Source organism: Fluoribacter gormanii (genome assembly GCF_900156395.1).
Lineage (GTDB): Bacteria > Pseudomonadota > Gammaproteobacteria > Legionellales > Legionellaceae > Legionella > Legionella gormanii.
In genome coordinates, this window is sequence record NZ_FTNL01000009.1 from 1 (window position 1) to 21,141 (window position 21,141).

Below are 21,141 nucleotides of genomic sequence, written 5' to 3' on the forward strand. Positions count from 1 at the left end.
AGAATGCCCCGATTGTGGTCGGTCTCTGGCAAAGCAAGCAGCCCAAGGTATAATCAAACGACAAGTTTTTGATTTACCAATCGTGCAGGTTGAGGTGACAGAGCATCGTGCGGAAATGAAGTTCTGCTCCTGTTGTCAAAAGCAGGTCACCGCCTCTTTTCCCTCGGAAGTAAAGGCACATGCCCAATATGAAAACAGAGTCCGTTCTTGGATTGTGTACTATCAAAACCAGCACTTGATACCAGAGGTTCGGATTCAGCACAGGAAGATAAGACAACAGATAGTCCAACTGAACAGGAAATCTATATGCATAAGGAATCATACATTTACCTTCTGGCTAACAAACACAATAATGTTTTATATACTGGCATTACCAATGATTTGATTCGTCGTGTCTATGAGCACAAAAATAAGCTAGTTGCTGGATTCACCAAAAAATACAACGTGGATCGATTGGTATACTATGAAGCGTGTAGGAGTATCATTGTAGCCATTGAACGAGAAAAACAAATCAAGGGTTGGTCACGAAAAAAGAAGCATGATTTGATTAATGCATTGAACCCAGAGTGGAATGATTTGTATCAATCGATTCTTTAAAAATTGTTCCACCTGACTGGAGATCCCTCACCCTCGCTGCGCTCGGGTTCGGGATGACGTGGAAAGTTACTCATTTTCTTAGAAATGGGCCAAAATTGGCCCATTTACAGAATTGTGCTATAAAATTTTCGTGTCCAGCATGTTCATTTTGTTCAGCGTTCAGAAGATGATCTGATAAAATTTTCTTTCGCATAAAAATAACTCCAATCATTTAGAGAACATCATGAAATTTTTCAGGCGAGCAGGTATTTTTATTTTGATCACAGCGATTATTCTTTATTCTTTTGTGGCTGTGTATGTTATAAAAAATGCCGAAAAAGATGAGAAAAAACACGCCGATGTTATTTTAGTACTTGGAGCAAAAGCCTATCGCCATAATTCTTACAATCTTTGCCTCGTGGCTCGAGTAAAACATGCAGTTGATTTATACAGGGCTAACTTTGCTCCAAAGCTTCTTTTCTCAGGTGGTACAGATACAGAAGATGGTGCAAATGAAGCGCGAACTATGAAAAAAATTGCATTATCTTTAGGTGTACCTAAAGAAGACATCCTGCTTGAATCCGCCTCAACTTCCACTTATGAAAATCTTCTTTTTTCTAAAAAGCTATTACAAGAAAAGCAATTACAATCCATTATTTTAGTAACTGAACCTTTTCATGCCCCCAGAGCCATTCTTGTCGCTCAAAAATTGGGGCTAGATGTATTTAGCTCCCCTGCAGTACAAAGCGCATGCTGGACAAAAAATAAATATCTATCGCGTTACTTTCTCAAAGAGCCCCTTGCCATAATTTTTTACAAAATGAGAAATAGGTTATGAACGGGTTCATTGTGAAACTAATTATTGAAAAGGGCTACACTTAATGTAACCCTTTAGGGCGTGTTGACAATTGGTGTCACGATCAAAAACCAAGCTAATTTGCGCAAATTTCAGCTTGAGTTCGTTAAATAGAGCTGGCTATTCGCCTCACTCAAGTTAAAATTTGCACTAAATTATCCCGATTTTTGACTCGCGCCCCCAAATGTCAATACGCCCTATACTCTTGGATTATTTTAATTATTTACTTTTAGTACAAGTCTCTGATCCAAGTTGATTGTCTGATTGTAAAACCCAATTGGATTGTAATGAACCATCGGGCTTAATTTCTATCATTTGAATACCAATTACGTCTGGTTTTCTTGGATCCCAAAAAGAGGATGCAACTACATTTGTTTGATTTGGGTGCATAACGCCAGTACCGTAAAGAACAGGATCTCCATTACTGTTATCCCATTCCAAAGTATAAGTATCGCCAGTTTTGGATACTGTAAGAGGATAAGCAACCGTATTATTCGCAGAGTCAACACGTTGGCATTGATAATCCCCTAAAAAAGCAGAAGAGCCAGCCTTATTTGTTGACGTATCACTACTTTTCGAAGCAGGAGTTGAAGTACTGGGAGTAGTTGTACTCGTGTCATCTGCATAAGCAGTTAGAGTGGGTACGGATAATGCGGCAACTAAATACATACTTTTAATTACAGTGTTCATAATAAATTCCTTTTCTCACCTATATGCGAATAAATCTACTATTGGACTGATTTAGTACACGTTTCAGTACCACCTTTATCCTTGTTGCTTTCTGCAAAAACACCATCCAGAGAACCATCAGGCTTAACTGTGAAAATTTGAATCGTTGTTACAGATGGAGATTTGGGTTGCCAAAATATGTAGCCAATCGCATTATTGACATTTTTATTAAATATGCCTTTACCAATATAATACGGAAATACACTTCCTGTTGGAATTCCTGAAATTTTATAAACATCACCATTTTTTTTGAACACTACGGTTTCAGTACCGTCATTGGGAGTTGTAAAAGGATCATGGTACGAGCATTTATATGAGCCAGAAATATCAGGTGTATCTGCAGAGTAGATACTGGGTGACACGGCTAAAATACCTAACATAGTTGCTAGGGAAAATTTATTGATGACACGCATACGAACTCCTTTTCTTAATCACTTAAAATTGATTTTAAGATACCTAAGCTAATACTAAATATATGTTACGCAATATGGAAAAGCAAATTTGAAATGGAATAATTTTTATATAAAACAATCGTATTAACTCAACATGGAAGTTAGTTAGATAAGTAAGAAGTATAATCTTCCAAATCTAAAGCTTGATTCGCATCAAGAAAATTAACTACTTTTTTCAAACGTCCTTGATTTATAGCCAAGGTCTCAAAAAAACCAAACTTGACGGGTTTTCCAAGAGCCGCTAATTTTTGTTTTTCTGCTGCCTGACATTTTGTCTCTCCGGAAATCGACCATAAAGAATGCTTGTCACGAGAATCCTCTTCACGATTTTTTTTATATTCTTCCAAACAAAATAAACAGATTGCTGAATAAACTATCTTTGCTTCCTGGCTGTTTAGTATCCGTGCTTGCCTGTTTACTGCGGAAGCAAAACTTAAACCCGCGGCAAGGGATTTATCCTTTCGAGTTGCAAAATCAAGTTCTAATAAATGAAATGTCTTTTCTATTAGCTGATCTTCTGTATCGCCTTGATCAAGCCTGACGAGTTGAATAAAGGGATAAATCCAACGACTTTGGTTCGTAGCACTTAGAAAATCCACACGTAGGCGAGGAATTAAATGAGTTACCCGCTGCAAAGCATCAATAAACTTAATTGAGCGGAAATCAATGTATTGATCATGTGTATTGAAAAATCTGATGCATTCATTTGTATTTTGGGTTAACCAATTAAAAATTGCCAACTCAGAGCGCCGCTCTTCATCTGTCGTATGGGAGCGAAAATAAATCAGAAATGGAATTAAATTCAGTTGCTCCAGGGTGCAATATCTATAAATTAAATAAAAAAGTGCTCTTAGCAAAAACAGTACATCTTTCATTTTTACTATCACTTGTGGTTTTTCTGAAGTTGTCCCTGCATTTAATCTGACGAGAGGATAACCATTTTCTCTGCGCTCTTCATAACCTAACATCCGACTCGCACGAATAAATAAAGGCATAAGCTCAGTTATCATCAAGCGATTCCCAGCCAAATGATCAAAATGATTTTTTAACTCTTCATACAAAATAGGATGATGAAAGTCAGCTTCTAACACATTTGCTTTCACCAATGACTGTTGAAATAAAAGCCAAGGCCTAACCTGAGCACCATTGTTCCATTCGTCATAAGGTACATTACAAACAGCCCAGTGCCAAAAGTGATTAATGAGTTCTTTTACAGGAAGCATTATGTCAGGGTTAACATCACTCTCGTCCTCGAGTAACGCAAACATCTCTGTTCGTCTTGAAACGAATTCAATGATTTCTTTGGGAAATTTTAATAATTCAATATTACTTTGAAGTTCGCCAATCCGTATTTTTAACTCGCAGACTTTCATTCTTTGACTCCATGTCTTTTATTGAGTAATGATTAAGAAAATACTTAAAAAGTGTTGAAAAAAGCTGTGCCAAACCAACAATTGCTTCAAATTATTGACATTTTAATTAAATTTATAACAAAATATTTATTTTAGATCTATAGCAATATGGCGTTTTTACTACAGAGTTTTTTCTTATTTAATTAAAAAGAGAAACTTCAAAACAATTCAGCTTATTCCTGAGTTTCGTCAATAATTCCATAAACTTATTGCGACAAATTGGTAATTACTCTCCATCAACAATATAATCACCTTCTCCTATTACATAGACTTTATTGCGGCAAGAAGGATACTGATTCAAAATGTTTGATTTTACCGGAAGTTATACCGATCTATATCAACTGACCATGGCTCAAGTTTATTTTTTAAAAGGGCACAAAAATAATACCGCTATTTTTGATTATTTTTTCAGAAAACTTCCTTTCGACTCAGGATATGCGATCTTCGCCGGCTTGGCAGATTTATTGGAAATATTGGAAAACTATCATTTCAGTGAACAAGATATCGATTTCTTACGGAATAAAGGAATGCATCCAAAGTTTCTTGAGTATTTGAAAAGCTTTCGTTTCAATGGAACAGTTTATGCTCCCTCAGAAGGTGATTTGGTGTTCCCTACTTGTCCTGTAGTCACCATTGAAGCCAATATGATTGAGGCACAATTGATTGAAACAATCCTGTTAAACTTACTTAATTTTCAGACTCTTATTGCCACAAAAGCAAGCCGAATCCGACATGTTGCGGGCGATTGTACTCTTGTAGATTTTGGGCTGCGCAGAGCCCAAGGCCCCGGAGGATATTATGCCAGCCGTGCAGCGATTGTCGGGGGATTTGATGCAACAAGCAATGTATGTGCCGGACGAGATTATGATATCCCTATTTCGGGAACGATGGCTCATTCATTCATCCAAAGTTATGACAATGAATTAACGGCTTTTCGTGATTTTGCTGAAATATGGCCTGATAACTGTACCCTCCTCGTAGATACCTACAGTACCCTGGAAAGTGGAGTACCCAATGCTATTCGCATAGGTAAAGAGATGGAACAACGCGGCCATCGATTGCAAGCAATCCGCCTAGATAGTGGGGATTTAGGCGAGTTGGCAAAAAAATCTCGTCAAATGCTCGATGACGCCGGTTTGCATTATGTGAAAATTGTTGCCTCCAATCAATTAGATGAAATCAGAATACAAATGCTGCGTGATCAAAAAGCGCCTATCGACATTTTTGGTGTTGGAACCAATTTAGTCATTGGCGCCCCTGATGCGGCTTTAGATGGAGTATATAAACTGGCTTTTGCCGAGGGAAAACCGAGACTTAAACTTTCTGAGTCAACAAGTAAAATCACACTGCCTTATAAAAAACAAGTGTTCAGATTGTTACAGCAAAATACCTTTTTTGGCGCCGATGTTATCGGGCTTATGGATGAGGAAAATTTGGATGGGGTTTATGCTCCGTTTGCATCTGAAAAATTATTGCCTATCACTCCAGATCAGCAAGAACCATTGCTGCAAAAAGTCATGGAAAATGGCAAACAATTAATCCCATCGAAAACACTGAACGAAATTGCAGAATTTAGTAGAATGCGTTTAAGCCAACTACCTGATGAATATAAGCGGCTTGATAAGCCCAATATCTATCAGGTTGGATTAAGCAACCAGCTTAAGACAAAACGCAACGCTTTAATTCATGATATAAAAACAAATCCTATCTGATGAAAACATTAATTATTATCGATGTACAAAATGATTTTATGCCAGGGGGATCCTTAGCGGTACCTCATGGAGATTCCATTGTCCCCGTCATTAATCAAATTACTCCCAAATTTAAGTTGATTGTTGCTACTCAGGATTGGCATCCACAAAAACATAAAAGTTTTGCATCCAATCATCCCGGAAAAAAGCCTTTTGAAAAAATGATGCTGCATGAAATAGAACAAATATTATGGCCAGACCATTGTATTCAGGGAACCTGGGGTGCAGAATTTTATCCACTACTTGAAACAAGGCCTGTAGCCGCTATTTTTCGTAAGGCGATGGATCCTGAAATCGATAGTTATAGCGCCTTTTATGATACCGGCCACAAAAAAAATATTGGCTTAGCGGGTTATCTTCATGCTCAAGGAGCCAAAGAACTCTATTTTTGTGGTTTATGTGCCGATATTTGTGTGTATTTCTCAATAAAGGATGCACTCCAAGAAGGATTCAAATGCTATTTGATTGAAGATGCAACCCTTCCCCTAAATAAAGAGGCTTTTAAAAAAATCAAACTGGAACTCTTGGAACATGGCGTGGAATTCTTACGCAGCAGTGAGATTAACTTTTAAAGCTTTGTGATTAGATGCTCGATCATATCTTTTGCTTTTTGCAGTTTTTACCATCCAGTAAATTTATAGGGTTCCTTTTACAATGAGGTGATTGGGTATGTCAGAGTATTTATTGATCCAAAAATAACAAAAAAAAATCAAATTGAAATACTATAATACAATTATATGATTCGTATTTATATGAAATAATTATGGTATTATCAGTCAATGATCTTAAAAATGGTGCAATTTATTTAGATATAAAAGGAACTTTAGCAGAGCGAATAGACTTCGCTTGGTCTGTTTATTCGACTGAGGATAACTTTGAGCGAGAAGAAAAAAAAGCTGCATTAAAATTTCTTATTTTCGCATTTGATATCACAGACACTAATAAAATAAATGAGCAGCTAATCCAATTAATGGCAAAAAGGGAACAATATAAAGATAAAAACCCAGAATATATTCCAGGTAAATCCCCCACTCTACCGTTTGATCCTGGAGTAGTAATTCCACAAAAAACAGCGGAGCATGGTCAAGCAGATGTAAAAGAAATCAAGGAAGCAATTGAATCTAATGAGCTTCTAGACGTTAATAACAGGTCAAAACAACTTGATTCCCATAAGCAGACAAAATTCCTAACTCCTGAAGAACGTGCTGAAAAAAGAGTACACATTAGGAATGGCAAATTTAAATGCCATGGTCGAGACGTTGATACATCTAACATGATATCTCATGATAAAAAAGGTTTTGCTGCATTTACATTGAATACAAACGGTGAACTATCAATATTTAATCATCATGGGATGGCTGATCGAGTTGCTCATTCATCCATGAATGCAGGAGCACCTGTTGTTGCAGCTGGAGAAATAGAAATTAAAGGAGGCGTACTAAAAACAATAACAACCCATAGCGGGCACTATCATCCATCTTTATTTAATGTTTACAGATTTCTAGAACATTTATCACGAAATAATGTTGATATTAGTCAAGCAAAAGTAGTTACTTTCACTGATCCATCTACATCGCTTCATCATCTTCAATCAACACCCGTTTATTTTTCAGCTTATCCAAAAGCACTGTATGAAACCCCTGCGACACAAATTCATATAGAGATGAATAAGATTATTAATGAAAATATTGATTCCATTAATCAACAACTAAAATCCTATCAAAAGGCAGGGATTAAAACTTCATTATTTAAGCTTAAAGATAAATTAAGTGGCTCAGATTTAACTGAAAGACGAGCAGAGTTAGCCGCTACTTTTGAGGCTAATATCAATTCATTTAAAGCAGGTTTAGTAAATACATTATCTGCTAGCGAGCTAAAAGAAAAAATTAATGAATTAAATACTTTAATTTCAGACTATCAAAGTAAAAATGAAGAGTTATCTTCTGGTGGTCGTTTGGCAAAAACGATGGACATGTTTAAAGAAAGAGTAAATGATTTAAAATCAGCTCAAGACGAAATTGAACAAAAATCAACGAGTATGAAAAAAATAAGCTAATTCAATATTAATTAAGGCGAACGGATTTTCAGATAGGCTACATCTGCTCTTATGAAGAAACTTGCCCCGCAATTAACCTTATCTCTGATTTTATCGCTGCAGAAATACGCTCACCTGGCAACACAATGCCTACTAAATTCAGAGGGTCTACAGATGAAATAGTTTGTGGTACCGCATCAAGTTCCACATTTCGCATAGCCCGTAAGGAATCCACAGCGTAAGGTAATGCAAATTGTTCGCCTAAAAATCCTTCAACAAAACGCCCCCCTCGTACCTCACCACGTAATTCAAGGCGTCGCAAAAAAATCAATAAATCGCGCCAACGAGGAATATTCTTCTCACGTACGAGCAAATCACGGAATACGACCCCATAGCGTTTCAACAGCATCCAACATGCCGCTTCTACACGTTTTTCATAATCAGCTTGTGCATGAACATGCAACAAAGACCAACGTCCTGTACTCAGAGGAAACAATGGTCTGCGACGATGTCGACTGCTGTATTTACGTTTTGTACTAATCAGGGTACGCACGTTATCAAAACTATCCGCTGAGACCATACCCGCAGCAACCAATTCCCATAAACCATTTTCTACTTCAATTTTTAAATTCCCCGTGCCACGAACAATGTCTGCATAGAATGAGGCGCCGTATTTTTGTAGGAATTGATAAATATTGCGAGCAGGATGACTTAAACTATCCACTTCTTCGATATCATCCACAAGTTCATGAGGTGGAATCCAATCGGCTTCTTCGCGGACAAAAAATGTAATCGGTGCATTTCGAGTCGGGGCTAATCGCTTTGATTTTTTTGTTTCTTCTTCACTAATCACGACGGAAGGATGGGACGATACACGTCCCCAACCTACAAGCCCACTCATACACAGTTTATCGAGCATCACCAGTTCATAGTCATGTACGCGTGCAGGAAAGATCTTGGATTCCCATGCATTTGCAGCAAGTTCAAAACCCTGCAGTTGTCTAATAACCTCGAGAAGCCCACTCTCACCGTGCAGCTGATTTCCTTTTGCCACATGTTGCCATTTAAGTAACCAGGCCATAAATTGCGCCCGGGTAACGGGTTTGATCTGTTTGCGCAAGGATTCGGTAGTATAACGATGAATACGTGCCAGTAAACGACGCTCACACCACTCGATTTCACCGACATACTCTGCACGAAAATTCCCACGCAATACATACCCGCTAGCCTCCAGTTTTAATAAAGCATGTTCCACATCCAAAGAGGAAAGCTGCAAACAGTCACAGAATATCTTTTGGGTGATTGGACCTGTATGCAAAAGCCAACCACGTAATGCGTTCAGTATGCTCTCATCTTGTGAGCTTGGTTCATCCTCAATATCCGCAATTTCGTTAGCGAATGTTGCTTGCGGGAAAATGCAATGAAAAGTCTTCTTTTTTTCAGCTGGCACATAATAATTTTTGCCTGCAACTGAAGCTAATGCGGCTCTTCCCTCCTGCTGTAACTCAATAAAATAACCTTTCCATGCAGGCAAAGTAGATTGACATTCAGACAATTGCATTATTTCAGGAAAAACAATCACCGTTTGCAAAACATCATGTAATTCATCTGCAGAACGAATATCTGGCCACGCTTGCTCTTGTACCTCTGCAATTGCTTTAGGATCCAGTTTACCCACCTCCTCCAAAAGTGCTTCGGGGAGTACACGGCGCATCTCGACTGCACGCGAGCGTCGCTCCTCTAAAGGAGCATCATCTAAAAATGCATAAGGGTTAGCATTTAAAATTTCATGGGAAAATACCGAAGGAACTGGAGTATCTACTGCAATACAGGTAATACTCTTGGACTCAATAGCCTGGATCACCTGCGCAAATCCTTCAATGTCTAGAGCTTCCATCAGAATATCTTTCATGGTCTCTTCTATGAGTGGATGCTCGGGCAAGATGACATCTCGCCCCCCCAAATTATCCTGGCATGCCGCCGCGTCTGGAAAAACAGCAGCCAATAAATCATCTGCCAACATACGCTGGATGTTTGGAGGAATTTTTTTACCACCACGAAAACGCAATAATGATAAGGAACGTGAAGCTACTGCGCGAAATCGCACACCTAACAAAGGGGATTGCAATACTGCTTGCGTCACAACCTCTTTTAACGTATTGGTATGCAAAAAGTGAAACACATCAGATAAAGGAAAACTATGTTGTTCTGCCAAAGAAATATTTAGTCCATTATCGGTTGCCGCAGCTTGTAATTCAAAATTAAAAGATCGACAAAATTTCTTGCGAAGAGCCAATCCCCAGGCTTTATTGATACGTGCGCCAAAAGGTGCATGAATAATCAGTTGCATCCCGCCACTTTCATCAAAGAAACGCTCTGCAATCACTGTTTTTTGTGTCGGGACGGCCCCCAAAATTTGTCGACCTAAACGAACATATTCCAGCAACTGCTCTGCGGCCGAACCATCCAGCCCACAATGATTTATTAACCATTCAATCGCGGCCTTAATTTCAGGATGGTTTTTTATATCAACAAGTTGCGGACTTTTTTCTGGCAACAATTCACTTATTTTTTCGCGCATCTGCGAAACCTGAAGGGATAACTCAATACTGCGTGCCGGTGCTTCTCCTAGCCAAAAAGGTACGTTAGGTGGAGCACCATGTGCATCTTCCACAAGTACGCGTCCATTTTCAATGCGAAGTATTTTCCAGGAGTTAGTCCCTAGTAAAAAAATGTCACCGCGATTGCTTTCTACCGCAAAATCTTCATCCAAAGTCCCTACCATGGCATTATCAGGCATCGCAATAACGGTAAATAATCCATTGTCTGGAATAGCACCTCCACTGGTAATTGCTGCAAGGCGGCTGCCTCGCCGTGCTTTGATCACATGATTTACCTGATCTCTATGAATATAGGCACCGTAGCGTCCTCGCGAACCAGCGATTCCTTCAGATAACATCGTAAGAATTTCATCAAACTTGTCCCATGTTAAATGATGATAAGGATAAGCGTTTTTAAAGGAGTTAAAGAGCGATTTCTCTTCCCAATCCTGAGTAGCACATGCAGCTACAATTTGTTGTGCCAAAATATCGAGCGGCTCTTGGGGAACAATTAACTGATCCAAATCCCCCTGGCGTATTGCATAGACCAGTGCGGCACACTCCAATAACTCATCGCGGGTAGTTGCAAAAATACGGCCTTTGGAAATCGCGGCATGCCAGTGACCTGCCCTTCCTATACGTTGTAATGCGGTGGCAATAGCGCGTGGCGAGCCAATTTGGCAAACCAGATCAATACTGCCAATATCAATACCTAACTCCAAAGAGGCTGTAGCAACTAGTACTTGTAATTCTCCATTTTTTAATTTTGTTTCTGCTTCAAGCCTTATTTTTCGCGATAAACTGCCATGATGAGCTAAAACTTTATGCCCCCCTAAACGTTGCTCTAAATGATGGGCAACCCGTTCCGCCAATTTTCGGGTGTTGACAAATACCAAAGTAGAACGATGCTCTCGGGTATAAGCAGCAATTTTTTCGTACATTTCATCCCACATTTCATTGGATGCAACAGCCGATAATTCACTGTCTGGCACCACAACCTGCAAATCCAATTGGCGCTCATGTCCTATATTGACCAATTTCACTCTGGTTTTCTTAGCACCTGTTAAAAAATGTGCTACTTTTTCCAAAGGTTTTTGAGTAGCAGATAATCCAATGCGAATACATGGTTTTAGAGTGAGTGCTTCCAAACGTTCCAGAGATAAAGCCAGGTGTGTACCCCGTTTGTTGTTTGCCAGAGCATGAATTTCATCAACTATTACTGTATGAACACTTGCCAAATTAATACGGCTTTTCTCAGCAGTTAATAAAATATAAAAAGACTCAGGTGTGGTGATTAGAATATGTGGTGGGTGCTTGAGCATTTTTTGTCGCTCATTGGCAGGTGTGTCTCCTGTTCTCACGGCGACGCGAATTTCGGACAAGTATATGCCACGCTCTTTGGCTAATTCTGTAATTTCCTGCAATGGTACGAGTAAGTTTTTTTGCACATCATTTCCGAGTGCTTTTAGTGGTGAAACATACAAGACTTCAGTCATATCCTGTAAATTTCCCGATATGGCTTTACGCACTAAACTATCCAGGCATGCTAAAAATGCAGCAAGGGTTTTTCCTGAGCCTGTTGGCGAAGAAATGAGGGTATCATTGCCTGCCAAAATAAATGGCCATCCTTGCTCCTGTGGTTCAGTAGGCTTACCTACTTTTTGGATAAACCAATCCTGAACGAGCTGATGGGCCCAAGCAAGGCTCTGATAGTTTGGTGAATTCATAAGATTAATGATAAATGAGCAAATTCAATACATAGTATAGGCGATATTACTCGAATATAGGACCTCCTCAAATTGTACATTTTATCGATTAATACTTATTATTCAGCATCGATAAGAATTTGCTCAATTTCTTTATTTTTAAAAACTACATGCTGATGCAAACCTATTGCAATTACTGATGGGGCTAACTCTTTCATTGTCTTGATTGCTTCTTGTTTTTGCATTTCTGTACTGTTTTGTTTTTCAAGAATCGCTACATTCGCTAAAAATGCGGCAATTGTGCCTTTTCTTACTATTTTGCCATTGATGGATGTGTTATCAACTCCATCGGGTAATATATCTTCAGGTCGAATTGAGCTATTAGTTGACATATTTTCCTCCTTACATATGATGATACGCTCTATTTTTTTCAAAAACTCAAGTGATGCGCAGTTTCAGCCTCATCTGATTGAGAGTGTTCTACGACCATACCTTGCCTTAACTCCTGCATTAACTTTGTTTGCTTGACCGCCCATAATGAAGATGCTTTATGAATTTCTTTGTACTCAGAAATAATATCCTGAACCTTTTTTTTCATTTGTTGCTCTACATCAGGAGCAGAATGAATTCCCTCTGCATGCGCCTGCTCTACCAATTCTGTTCCTGCATTTAAAGTCTCTTGAACCCTTTGAAAATTAATCCCCTTTCGCAAAAATTCTTTTAGCATTAAGATCACTCTGTTTATCAAATAATGCACGAACTTTAGCATTATTTGAGCACAAATTAAAACGCAGTGTTTCTTTCCATTCCATGGTAAAAAATGATTATTATTATTTGTGGCACTTCATCCTCAGGGAACTCAACTCTTTGCCAAGAATTGCAAAACCGACTTGATGATGGCTAGCTCACAAATGTCTTGAAGCCCCTCGCAGAGCAAGGCTTCAAAATTGTTGTTGATTCGTTTATTACAACCATGGATGAATTTAATCGCTACAAAGAAGCATTACAACAATATGGAATTTTATTTGTTTATCCTTATGCTTTCTGAACAGTAATCGAGCAAAAAGACAATCGATTAATACTTTAAATAGACGAAATTAAAACCAACGTGATCTAATTTTGATCTTCGCTATTATTTTATGATCTAGTTGTGCTAAGATGCGCTTGCCTTCTCTACTTTTTAGAGAAAGCTTGAATTTTTATAATGAGAGCGAGGTTGAAATAAAATGGCGTTTACGAAGTTTTTTAAAGATACAGCGGCGGAGATTGGAGAGTTAGTTACAAACAAGCCCGGAATTTATACTTCAGTTCAAAAGTTAATTAATCATTTAGAATTTGAAGCAAAAGAAGGCAAAAAAAACCTTCCTAAAGATGTTCTCAATGCGGTCCAACAGCTCAAAGCTCAATTACAGTCAACACTAGATAAATTTGACATAGATCTTGATAAGGGAATACGAATTATAGCGTATAAGAATCGAGTTAAAGAAATGGCCGAGGAATGTCGCTCAGCGATCTATAGTTGGGAACCTACCTTAACGGCACACACTGGAGCATTCAATAAGCTCAAAGCGTACTTGAACGCGTTTCTGGAAGAATATTTTGGGATTGATTCATATTTTACAATAGAGAAAAACGCTCTTGCCTTGAACCCGAAGATGAGTTTCGCTTTCGAGAAGGCAAAAAGTGACCTCACCGAAGAAGTATTTCAAAGTCCTGAAGATCTTCCTTGCAGCTGTATCCCAGGATACTAAAATAGGGAATTTCTTATAACCTGGGAGAACACATCCCAGGTTATATTCCATATAGCGTACTCACAAATAAACTCCAAATTCATTTCCAAAAAAATAAAGCCTAGCCTTTTTGTTTTTCAATTCTTCTACCAATCAATCAATGCTAATATTGCTGATATAAATCAAAAAATTAAGAAGGAAGTATTATGCTCCAAGGAAGATCAGCTCAGCCAACTCATTACTTAGGAGTTAGCCTATGAGCCGCACCATTCTCGTTACATCCGGATTAATAATCATATGGATAGTTGGTTACTTCCTGGTGATAGGAAGCCATGTATTGATTCCTTTTGTAATTGCGGTTTTCATTTGGTATCTTCTTAATACGATAAGTAACATCATACAACGAATACCAGCAATACCTAATTGGCTCAGTATGATTTGTGCCTTTGTAATACTTGGAGTGTCTCTTTTAATTTTTATAAATATCATTACCAATAATGTCACGAATGTCATCGCTGCATCCAATCGCTATCAAGAAAACTTATTAGCAATTTTTAGCAACATTGATCAAAAATTTCATATTCAAATATTAGCGAGTATGAATAGCATGATCAAAAGTCTCAATTTTCAAACGATTTTTACAAGCGTTTATGGGGTATTCACAACGCTTACCAGTTCGACAGTGCTCATTTTATTGTATGTTGCCTTTTTATTTGTCGAACAACATTTTTTTCTAAAAAAAATTGACGCGCTTTTTCCCTCTTTGGAAAGTCGTCTCTTGGTTAACAATATCATTAGCCATATCGCAAACAACACGCAGACTTATCTGGGAATTAAATCCATTTTGAGCATTATTACCGCTCTTTCCAGTTGGATAATCATGAAATGGGTGAAATTGGATTTTGCAGAATTTTGGGCACTGCTTATCTTTTTCCTCAATTTTATTCCCAATATTGGTGCCATTATTGCGATTGCATTTCCAGCCACTTTGGCCCTTGTTCAATTTGCCAGTTGGATTCCTTTCACTGAAATCACCCTGGGTCTGGGAACCATACAATTTATTGTAGGAAATTTGGTTGAACCACGTTTTTTAAGTAATTCATTGAATTTAAGCCCATTAGTTATCTTAATTGCATTAGCAGTTTGGGGTGCAATATGGGGAATATTAGGAATGTTTCTCTCCGTCCCCATCACCGTCATGATGATGATTGTCTTTGCCCATTTTGAAAAAACCAGGCCTATAGCCATTCTTTTATCTCAAGACGGAGATATCTTCAAAACTTATGAACTATTGCCTACGAATAACTCACTCGAGCAAGATTGGACTCAATATTAAAGCAGGAAAGAAAACTTGTCTCGATTTAAAGAGTAAAAGCGATATAAAAGCCTGGGTGCGGCGCAGCGAAACCCAGGCTTTTGCGCAGTTAAAAACGTTTACTTTGGTTCCCAGAATGCAATATGAGCTCCGGTAGGATCTTTAATAATCGCAAAAAGGCCCATATCTCCAGCAGGAGTCACTCCTTTAATTTCTTGAGCTCCATTTTGTTTGGCTTTTGCTAAAGTATCTGCAACATTACTCACCGAAATATAAGCCATCCAATGAGGTGGAATTTCGTTTTGTTGATTAGCAGGAATTTGCCAGATACCCGCAAATTCTTTATCGTTGGCTTGAATCAGAGTGTATGTCATTTCACCAGAATGTATTTCTTTAAATTGCCACCCTAATACTTTGCTATAAAACTCTTTCGCTTGGTTCACATCCGCAGTAGCTAATTCATTCCAACAGAATTGACCCATAGAATTTTGTGACATAATCATTTCCTTATTTTATTAGCAGTGTTTGAATGATAGCTCACAATTGCAAAAGATGTTAGAAAATATGATCCGGAAGAGTATGCCTATCATGCAGCTGAAGCAGCTGCAGCAGCTTCGCTTAACTCATTTTGGAATTTCTCCAAATCAGGAAAAAGATTCTTGCGAAATTCAAAAAGGTTTCTTTCTATTGATGAAGCAAAAAATCCGGGTTTATACGGTTTTTCTTCTTTATAATATGCCTCATACAGAGGAGCAAGAATGTGTTTATCTATCCACTCCATAAATTGGTTGAGACGCTTATTTGAAGAAAATTTAGGGAGGTTTTCATTAAACTCTTCACGGAGATCGTTAACTAAATCGCCTGCTTTATCGTGATTAGCAGATGCAAATCTCTTTAATTGTTCTTTTGAATCATTAAGGTTATCCAAGCATAAATCATTTCTAGCGATACCAATATTTGTCGCTAATTTCTTCACTTCTGCTTGATGACGTGCGAACACTTGCAATAAACTTGCCAAAATAATACTCATTATCTCCTCTTCTGAACCCTTTGCAACATCCCCCAAGTTTCTAAATTCAAGGTCAATATTATCTATAATTTGCTGTACTATTATTTTTCTCTTACTCACAAGCTCACTCTGTTGTTCAAGCAACTTCGTTAATTTGCCAAATTCCTCAATTTGGTCAAAAGGTTTTACCCTTTGTTGTAACTTATTAAATAATTTTTTTATAGACTCTATGTCCAGAGTACTATTTTCACTCTTAAAAGCCTGCTTCAGTTCTTCATAAGCTTCATTATATTCTTGAATTTGCTTTGCAGTCGCAGCATTCAGAGGATAAGTTTTCTCTTTATACACCAGTGAATTCCCTTCACCAGTTATAGTAAGTGAGGAATAGGCTGCAAACCTTTTTATTAAATCATCTAGCTCTCTTTGTTTTTCAACAAAACGGGTAATTTGCTTTTTATTTTCTTCTAATTGAGTAAGCCGTTTTTTTATATTCTGTAAGGATTCTTCAGTTAAAGGTTTTGACTCCGAAGAAATCTCATCACTTAGAACCTCGGCTAATATTTTATAGTCGAAATTATACCCCTTAACCATTTGTGCCGTAGAAACATCCAGAGCATAATTAGCGCCTTGAAAAGATAGACTGTTTTCTTCCACAGTAAACGGAGTAAGATTCGAAAACTGTTCTTTGAAATTTAAAAAAAGTTCTATCCTGTTTTTTCGTTGCTCCTCAAGAAAAGCAATAGTAATCTTTTGATTTTTTTCTAATTGAATGAACTGTTCTTTAATTCTCTTTAAAGACTCTGTAGTTAAAGGTTTTGAGTCTAAAGAACACTCTTCACTAAAAACCTTGGCTAATATTGTATAGACGGAATTATACCCCTTAACCATTGGTTCCGTAGACTTATCCAGAGTGTAACTAACTCCTTGAAAAGATAGATTTTTTCCTTGTAAGCTAAACGGGGTGAAACTTAAAAACTTTTCTTTGTGCTCTAGAAATTCCAATCTGTTTGTTCTTTGCTCCTCAAGATAAGCAATGATATATTTTTGGTTTTCTTCTAGTTGAGTAAACCGTTCTCTTATCTTCTGTAAGAATTCTGTACTTATCTTTAAAGGTTTTGACTCCGAGGAAAACTCGTTAAAAACCTTAGCTAAACTTTCATAACAGTAATTATACCTCTCAACCATTTGTTGGGTAGAATGATCCAGAATATAATTAGTTCCTTGAAAAGATAGAGCGTTTTCCTGTAAGGTAATTTTATTTAAGACCAATGGCGTATAGTTTGAAGACTTTTCTTTGAAATCTAAAAACTCCAGCCTGTTTTTCCTTTGCTCTTCGAGATAAGCAATAATAGACTTTTGAATTTTTTGTAACGCGGCAAACTGTTCTTTCTTATCTTTATATGAAATGGGGTCTACTGCAAACTGCTTATCACTCAATGCCTCGGTTAATAGTTCATGAGCGAGATTATACTGCTCAACCAAATTTTTAGTTGGAATATCCAAGGAATATATTTCTCCCTGATATTCTAATGAATCATTCTGCAAATTGAATTGAACAAGTGATTTTGAAAGTTGACTTTTTGCATCCAAAAGATCCAATCTATTCTTTTTTCGACCTTCTTCATAAGCAACAATATACTGCTCAATTTCAGTTTTGCTTTCCCTTAGAAGTTGTAATTCATAATGAAAATCAACATACTCGCTCGACTTATTTTCATCCTTAAACGCATCACTTATTTTTGCTCGTGCTGAAGTATAATTCTCTAAATTTTTTCTAATGGAATCAGAGATAAAATAAGATTTACCATTGTAATTAAAAAATTCCTTTTCAATTGCTACCAAGGGAAAATCTTTTTCAAATTGCACTTTTAATTTCTTGATGTTGCTGCTTGCATATCGAACATGGCGAACAATAGCGCAGTTATCAGGAACATCGGTTGAGAACCCCAAAGTATAAGTTAAGAGCCTATGTAAATACCATTGTGCCCGCTGATTATCCAAACCACTCTTAAAGTCATATTCAAGTGCTTTTTGATAATTATCATACCTTTGGTAAAAATCGTGAGGCGCATGTGTAAATGCCTCGTAGAGGCTAGCTCTTTTGGCACAAAAATCTAAATCTTTTGCAATTAAATCTTTAATGGCTTGCTGATGAGTTACAATGAGACTGATAACTTGAGCAATATATTCTTTTTTCTCGGTTAGTTGGGCAAGTAAATTTTGTCGCTCTTTTATAATTGCCTCTCTGGCAGTCAGATCATCATCCCATTCCATTGAGGACGTAAGTAGTTTTGCCGCATAGTCAGTTGCATTAAAACTAAAATTAGCCGATTTTAATTTTGTTGCTAAATCATCCGCTCCTCTTTTCGTATTGTAATAGGCTGTATTAATAATACCTTTTACAGCAGACAACCCCTCATGAACGGTCTTAAGCTCCTCGAGCTTTTGCTTAATCTCAGCATCCAGTTTTGATATTTCCAATTTGTCTTCAATTAATTTACAGACTTGTTCGAAATCAAATTTTTTCTTATGAATCTCATATACTTCATTGGCCATCGTGGCATATAAATCGGGTGGAATTCGTCCTCCTTTTAAACGTTCATAGATATCACTTGTTTTCTGTGTGATTAACTCGATTTCACCAAGAAGTTTTTTTAACAGCTCCAGATCGGACTGGATTGAGTCACGTAATATGGGATCAATTCGCTCCAATTTAAATTGGATATTGAAAGTATGTTGTTTTAATCTGGCATAAAGTTGGGCAACGGCATTTTTATTTCTCGAAAAAATGACAGCTTGTTTTTTGGGGTCAAATGTAGGGTATAAATCCTTTTCAATGGCAGTGAGTTCTGTTTCAATCTGGCCTATTTTTGCAATGGCTTCCTTCATCAGTTTATTATGATTTTCAAGGAAGAGAATGCGCGCGCTTCTAGGCATAGGATCTTCTAAACGTTTTTCTATCGCCTGAATTTGTTCCTGCAAATGAGCGTTGATGTCATTGTGTTTCTTTAATAAAGCTTTTGCATTTTCATTGATTGCCACACAGCGATAGATTTTTTCCTGAGTTTTTACCGTGTCGGCTAATGCTTTACCTTCCTCCCTTAAGAATTTTTCTCTTTCATAATCTAGATCAGGAGAAAACGCTTCGATTCTGGCTACCCGGTTTCTTTTTAGCTTTGGTTTTTTTTTGCCATCTTTCATATAAGATACTCTTATTGATTTACCCCCAGCACCATGTGATTATAATTTACTCACATTAAGTAATTATTAATTATTAGTGTAAATTATTAATAAATTTGTCTATATATTTATTAATAAGAAGTTAAGCAAAGAAGCTATCTAAAATTAGTCAGGAAATGCATGATAAGAAACTGAAGGAGTCGAATTAATTATAGGCAAACTGTAAACAAACTCCCTCTGATTGCTCCGAATCAAGATCTAAAAGACGATAAACATCTTGAGGAGCTTCCTCCTTGGGATTAAGTTGTTTTTGATAGGTATCATTTAATCGATACCCCACATAGATTAGCGTTACACCCAAAGCTACTGGCCAAGAAGCCACAGCCGCAGTAATAAGGAATGCGATTCCCCCCACATTAAATGCCAAGTTGTTCCAAAATTCGAGGTAATTTTTGCTGCATTCATCGTCGAGTTGTTTTAAGAGTTGGCGATGATGATCGTCGTCCAGAATTTTACCATTTGCCAATTCTCGTCGTACCGCAATAGAGGATTTTTGGTATTTTTTATACTCTTCCGAGGTGTTATACAATGCATTACCAAGCATACTAAATAATGCAATCCCGGCTAAAGCAAGTGGGCCGGTACATAACATACTGATTGCAAAGCAGGTGGCGATTATGTTTGCTCCTACTATGTTAATTGCAAAATAGGTGCATTGGGCTTCCCATTCATCATTTAATACATCAATCTGACGCTGAATGATTGCTTGTTCGAAGAGTGTTGCATCATTTAATTGTGCCTGTAATTCCTGCACAAGATCATGATAATGGCTGGCTTCAAAAAGCCACTGCGCTAAAAACAATAGTGTGTCGAAAGTAAGGCAAGTAACAGTGATTAGTGGAACAGCAGAGCCAGCAATATCAAAAAAATTATTATATGTAGTTAACAAACCTGCTACAGCCCAAACCAAGTCACTAACCATTATAAAACCACGTTTTTCCATTTCTTGTTTTAGTACTTTTTTTGTCGATAATTCTTCACTTATTGCAGACTGGAGAATATGTTTGAGCATTAAGATTAAATTAATTATAAAACGGAACGTATAGAGCAAAATACCTAGATCAGTAATGGATTTGCGTGAGTTATTCAGAAAATTAATGCCATCAATAAAACTATATTGATTGCCAAGTACTGTATTAACTTTTTGAATCAATTCGGAAACAGAACTCTTCTGAAGATAAATAATGATATAAATTGCTAGACTACGGCTGTGAGTAAATTGAGAACGCCTAGTGTTTAGAGCACCGACATTTTGGCGTAATTTGGAAATACTAATAAATGATGACAGATAATCGAGAATGCTTGTTTGTAATCCCTCAACCATGAACTCAGGAAAATTATCAATTGATTTTTGCTGTTCTTGTCCGGGGTCTGTTTTATAAAATGCTTCTATTTTTTTACGAAGTTGTTTTAATTTTTTCAAATCAGAATCAACAAAATCGAGTTGATAATATGAAATCAGAAAATCACATAAGAAGTATAAATAATGCACTGCTACATTCTCTTCTGTACAACAAGATTCATTCGATATAATTATTTGATGTAACGATAAAAATTCATCTTTTAGTCGTTCTAAATGAAACTCATCTTCTTTGAAGGAAAGATTGTTTTTTTTAAATGAATTATTAAAGAAAGTATGCTTTATGAGACCAATTTTTGATTTGCCCATAAAAGAACTCTTTGAGATGAATTGTTGAGAATTGCTCAATTGTACTATGGGTTATTTAAAA

General features: G+C 37.2%; 17 protein-coding genes. 8 read left to right on the forward strand and 9 right to left on the reverse strand.

The genetic code is table 11. The features are described 5' to 3' along the window. The 3 genes from BW930_RS17510 to BW930_RS07050 all read left to right on the forward strand — a co-directional run. On the forward strand, positions 1-385 hold a 385-nt coding region (locus tag BW930_RS17510; protein ID WP_175607550.1), incomplete at its 5' end, for an IS66 family transposase zinc-finger binding domain-containing protein. Further along, entirely contained in the window at positions 307-597 is a 291-nt protein-coding gene (locus tag BW930_RS07045; protein WP_076547502.1) for a GIY-YIG nuclease family protein, read from the forward strand. The genes BW930_RS17510 and BW930_RS07045, both read left to right, overlap by 79 nt. Before the next feature lie 223 nt (positions 598-820). Beyond that, positions 821-1,414: a YdcF family protein gene (locus tag BW930_RS07050; RefSeq protein ID WP_058468454.1), complete on the forward strand. Its 594-nt coding sequence runs from the start codon at positions 821-823 to the stop codon at positions 1,412-1,414. Positions 1,415-1,651: 237 nt separating this feature from the next. Here BW930_RS07050 and BW930_RS07055 read toward each other — a convergent pair whose 3' ends face one another. The 3 genes from BW930_RS07055 to BW930_RS07065 all read right to left on the reverse strand — a co-directional run bounded on the left by BW930_RS07055 (position 1,652) and on the right by BW930_RS07065 (position 3,986). Further along, positions 1,652-2,122: a hypothetical protein gene (locus BW930_RS07055; protein WP_058468455.1), complete on the reverse strand. Its 471-nt coding sequence runs from the start codon at positions 2,120-2,122 to the stop codon at positions 1,652-1,654. A gap of 38 nt (positions 2,123-2,160) precedes the next feature. Then, on the reverse strand, positions 2,161-2,574 hold the full coding sequence (locus BW930_RS07060) for a hypothetical protein (RefSeq protein ID WP_058468456.1): 414 nt from the start codon (positions 2,572-2,574) through the stop codon (positions 2,161-2,163). Between the two features lie 140 nt (positions 2,575-2,714). Beyond that, a complete protein-coding gene (locus BW930_RS07065) occupies positions 2,715-3,986 on the reverse strand; it encodes a hypothetical protein (protein ID WP_058468457.1) in 1,272 nt (423 codons plus the stop codon). Positions 3,987-4,327: 341 nt separating this feature from the next. Between BW930_RS07065 and BW930_RS07070 the strand changes: the two genes are divergently transcribed. The 3 genes from BW930_RS07070 to BW930_RS07080 all read left to right on the forward strand — a co-directional run bounded on the left by BW930_RS07070 (position 4,328) and on the right by BW930_RS07080 (position 7,832). Next, positions 4,328-5,737 (forward strand): nicotinate phosphoribosyltransferase, encoded by a 1,410-nt coding sequence (locus BW930_RS07070; protein ID WP_058468458.1) that lies wholly within the window; start codon positions 4,328-4,330, stop codon positions 5,735-5,737. After that, entirely contained in the window at positions 5,737-6,348 is a 612-nt protein-coding gene (gene pncA, locus BW930_RS07075; protein WP_058468459.1) for a bifunctional nicotinamidase/pyrazinamidase, read from the forward strand. The genes BW930_RS07070 and pncA overlap by 1 nt, the downstream gene beginning before the upstream one ends. Before the next feature lie 191 nt (positions 6,349-6,539). Further along, positions 6,540-7,832 (forward strand): hypothetical protein, encoded by a 1,293-nt coding sequence (locus BW930_RS07080; RefSeq protein WP_058468460.1) that lies wholly within the window; start codon positions 6,540-6,542, stop codon positions 7,830-7,832. Between the two features lie 49 nt (positions 7,833-7,881). On the opposite strand, the gene BW930_RS07085 is transcribed toward BW930_RS07080, so the two are convergent. From BW930_RS07085 to BW930_RS07095, 3 genes are all read right to left on the reverse strand, one after another. Beyond that, complete coding sequence (locus tag BW930_RS07085) at positions 7,882-12,138, reverse strand: DEAD/DEAH box helicase (RefSeq protein WP_058468461.1); 4,257 nt, start codon at positions 12,136-12,138, stop codon at positions 7,882-7,884. 98 nt (positions 12,139-12,236) lie between these two features. After that, positions 12,237-12,509, reverse strand: coding sequence for a hypothetical protein (locus BW930_RS07090; protein WP_058468462.1), 273 nt, complete (start codon positions 12,507-12,509; stop codon positions 12,237-12,239). Positions 12,510-12,547: 38 nt separating this feature from the next. Then, on the reverse strand, positions 12,548-12,844 hold the full coding sequence (locus tag BW930_RS07095) for a hypothetical protein (RefSeq protein ID WP_058468463.1): 297 nt from the start codon (positions 12,842-12,844) through the stop codon (positions 12,548-12,550). A 499-nt stretch (positions 12,845-13,343) separates the two neighbouring features. Here BW930_RS07095 and BW930_RS07100 point away from each other — a divergent pair, with 499 nt between their 5' ends. Further along, a complete protein-coding gene (locus BW930_RS07100) occupies positions 13,344-13,868 on the forward strand; it encodes a hypothetical protein (RefSeq protein WP_058468464.1) in 525 nt (174 codons plus the stop codon). A gap of 235 nt (positions 13,869-14,103) precedes the next feature. Beyond that, positions 14,104-15,183 (forward strand): AI-2E family transporter, encoded by a 1,080-nt coding sequence (locus tag BW930_RS07105; RefSeq protein ID WP_058468465.1) that lies wholly within the window; start codon positions 14,104-14,106, stop codon positions 15,181-15,183. Between the two features lie 98 nt (positions 15,184-15,281). On the opposite strand, the gene BW930_RS07110 is transcribed toward BW930_RS07105, so the two are convergent. The 3 genes from BW930_RS07110 to BW930_RS07120 form a co-directional block, all read right to left on the reverse strand. After that, positions 15,282-15,659 carry a VOC family protein gene (locus BW930_RS07110; protein WP_058468466.1) on the reverse strand — a complete coding sequence of 126 codons (378 nt, stop codon included), beginning with the start codon at positions 15,657-15,659 and terminating at the stop codon, positions 15,282-15,284. 89 nt (positions 15,660-15,748) lie between these two features. Beyond that, entirely contained in the window at positions 15,749-19,372 is a 3,624-nt protein-coding gene (locus tag BW930_RS07115; protein ID WP_058468467.1) for a hypothetical protein, read from the reverse strand. 184 nt (positions 19,373-19,556) lie between these two features. Further along, positions 19,557-21,080, reverse strand: coding sequence for a hypothetical protein (locus BW930_RS07120; RefSeq protein WP_058468468.1), 1,524 nt, complete (start codon positions 21,078-21,080; stop codon positions 19,557-19,559). Between the last annotated feature and the right edge of the window lie 61 nt (positions 21,081-21,141).

What these genes read in the sequence shown, in the direction of transcription:
- BW930_RS07110 (WP_058468466.1), bottom strand. Translation starts at nt 15,659, where the DNA reads ATGTCACAAAATTCTATGGGTCAATTCTGTTGGAATGAATTAGCTACT.
- BW930_RS07060 (WP_058468456.1), bottom strand. Translation starts at nt 2,574, where the DNA reads ATGCGTGTCATCAATAAATTTTCCCTAGCAACTATGTTAGGTATTTTA.
- BW930_RS07105 (WP_058468465.1), top strand. Translation starts at nt 14,104, where the DNA reads ATGAGCCGCACCATTCTCGTTACATCCGGATTAATAATCATATGGATA.
- BW930_RS07120 (WP_058468468.1), bottom strand. Translation starts at nt 21,080, where the DNA reads ATGGGCAAATCAAAAATTGGTCTCATAAAGCATACTTTCTTTAATAAT.
- pncA (WP_058468459.1), top strand. Translation starts at nt 5,737, where the DNA reads ATGAAAACATTAATTATTATCGATGTACAAAATGATTTTATGCCAGGG.
- BW930_RS07095 (WP_058468463.1), bottom strand. Translation starts at nt 12,844, where the DNA reads ATGCTAAAAGAATTTTTGCGAAAGGGGATTAATTTTCAAAGGGTTCAA.
- BW930_RS07100 (WP_058468464.1), top strand. Translation starts at nt 13,344, where the DNA reads ATGGCGTTTACGAAGTTTTTTAAAGATACAGCGGCGGAGATTGGAGAG.
- BW930_RS07050 (WP_058468454.1), top strand. Translation starts at nt 821, where the DNA reads ATGAAATTTTTCAGGCGAGCAGGTATTTTTATTTTGATCACAGCGATT.
- BW930_RS07115 (WP_058468467.1), bottom strand. Translation starts at nt 19,372, where the DNA reads ATGAAAGATGGCAAAAAAAAACCAAAGCTAAAAAGAAACCGGGTAGCC.
- BW930_RS07070 (WP_058468458.1), top strand. Translation starts at nt 4,328, where the DNA reads ATGTTTGATTTTACCGGAAGTTATACCGATCTATATCAACTGACCATG.
- BW930_RS07045 (WP_076547502.1), top strand. Translation starts at nt 307, where the DNA reads ATGCATAAGGAATCATACATTTACCTTCTGGCTAACAAACACAATAAT.
- BW930_RS07085 (WP_058468461.1), bottom strand. Translation starts at nt 12,138, where the DNA reads ATGAATTCACCAAACTATCAGAGCCTTGCTTGGGCCCATCAGCTCGTT.
- BW930_RS07055 (WP_058468455.1), bottom strand. Translation starts at nt 2,122, where the DNA reads ATGAACACTGTAATTAAAAGTATGTATTTAGTTGCCGCATTATCCGTA.
- BW930_RS07080 (WP_058468460.1), top strand. Translation starts at nt 6,540, where the DNA reads ATGGTATTATCAGTCAATGATCTTAAAAATGGTGCAATTTATTTAGAT.
- BW930_RS07090 (WP_058468462.1), bottom strand. Translation starts at nt 12,509, where the DNA reads ATGTCAACTAATAGCTCAATTCGACCTGAAGATATATTACCCGATGGA.
- BW930_RS07065 (WP_058468457.1), bottom strand. Translation starts at nt 3,986, where the DNA reads ATGAAAGTCTGCGAGTTAAAAATACGGATTGGCGAACTTCAAAGTAAT.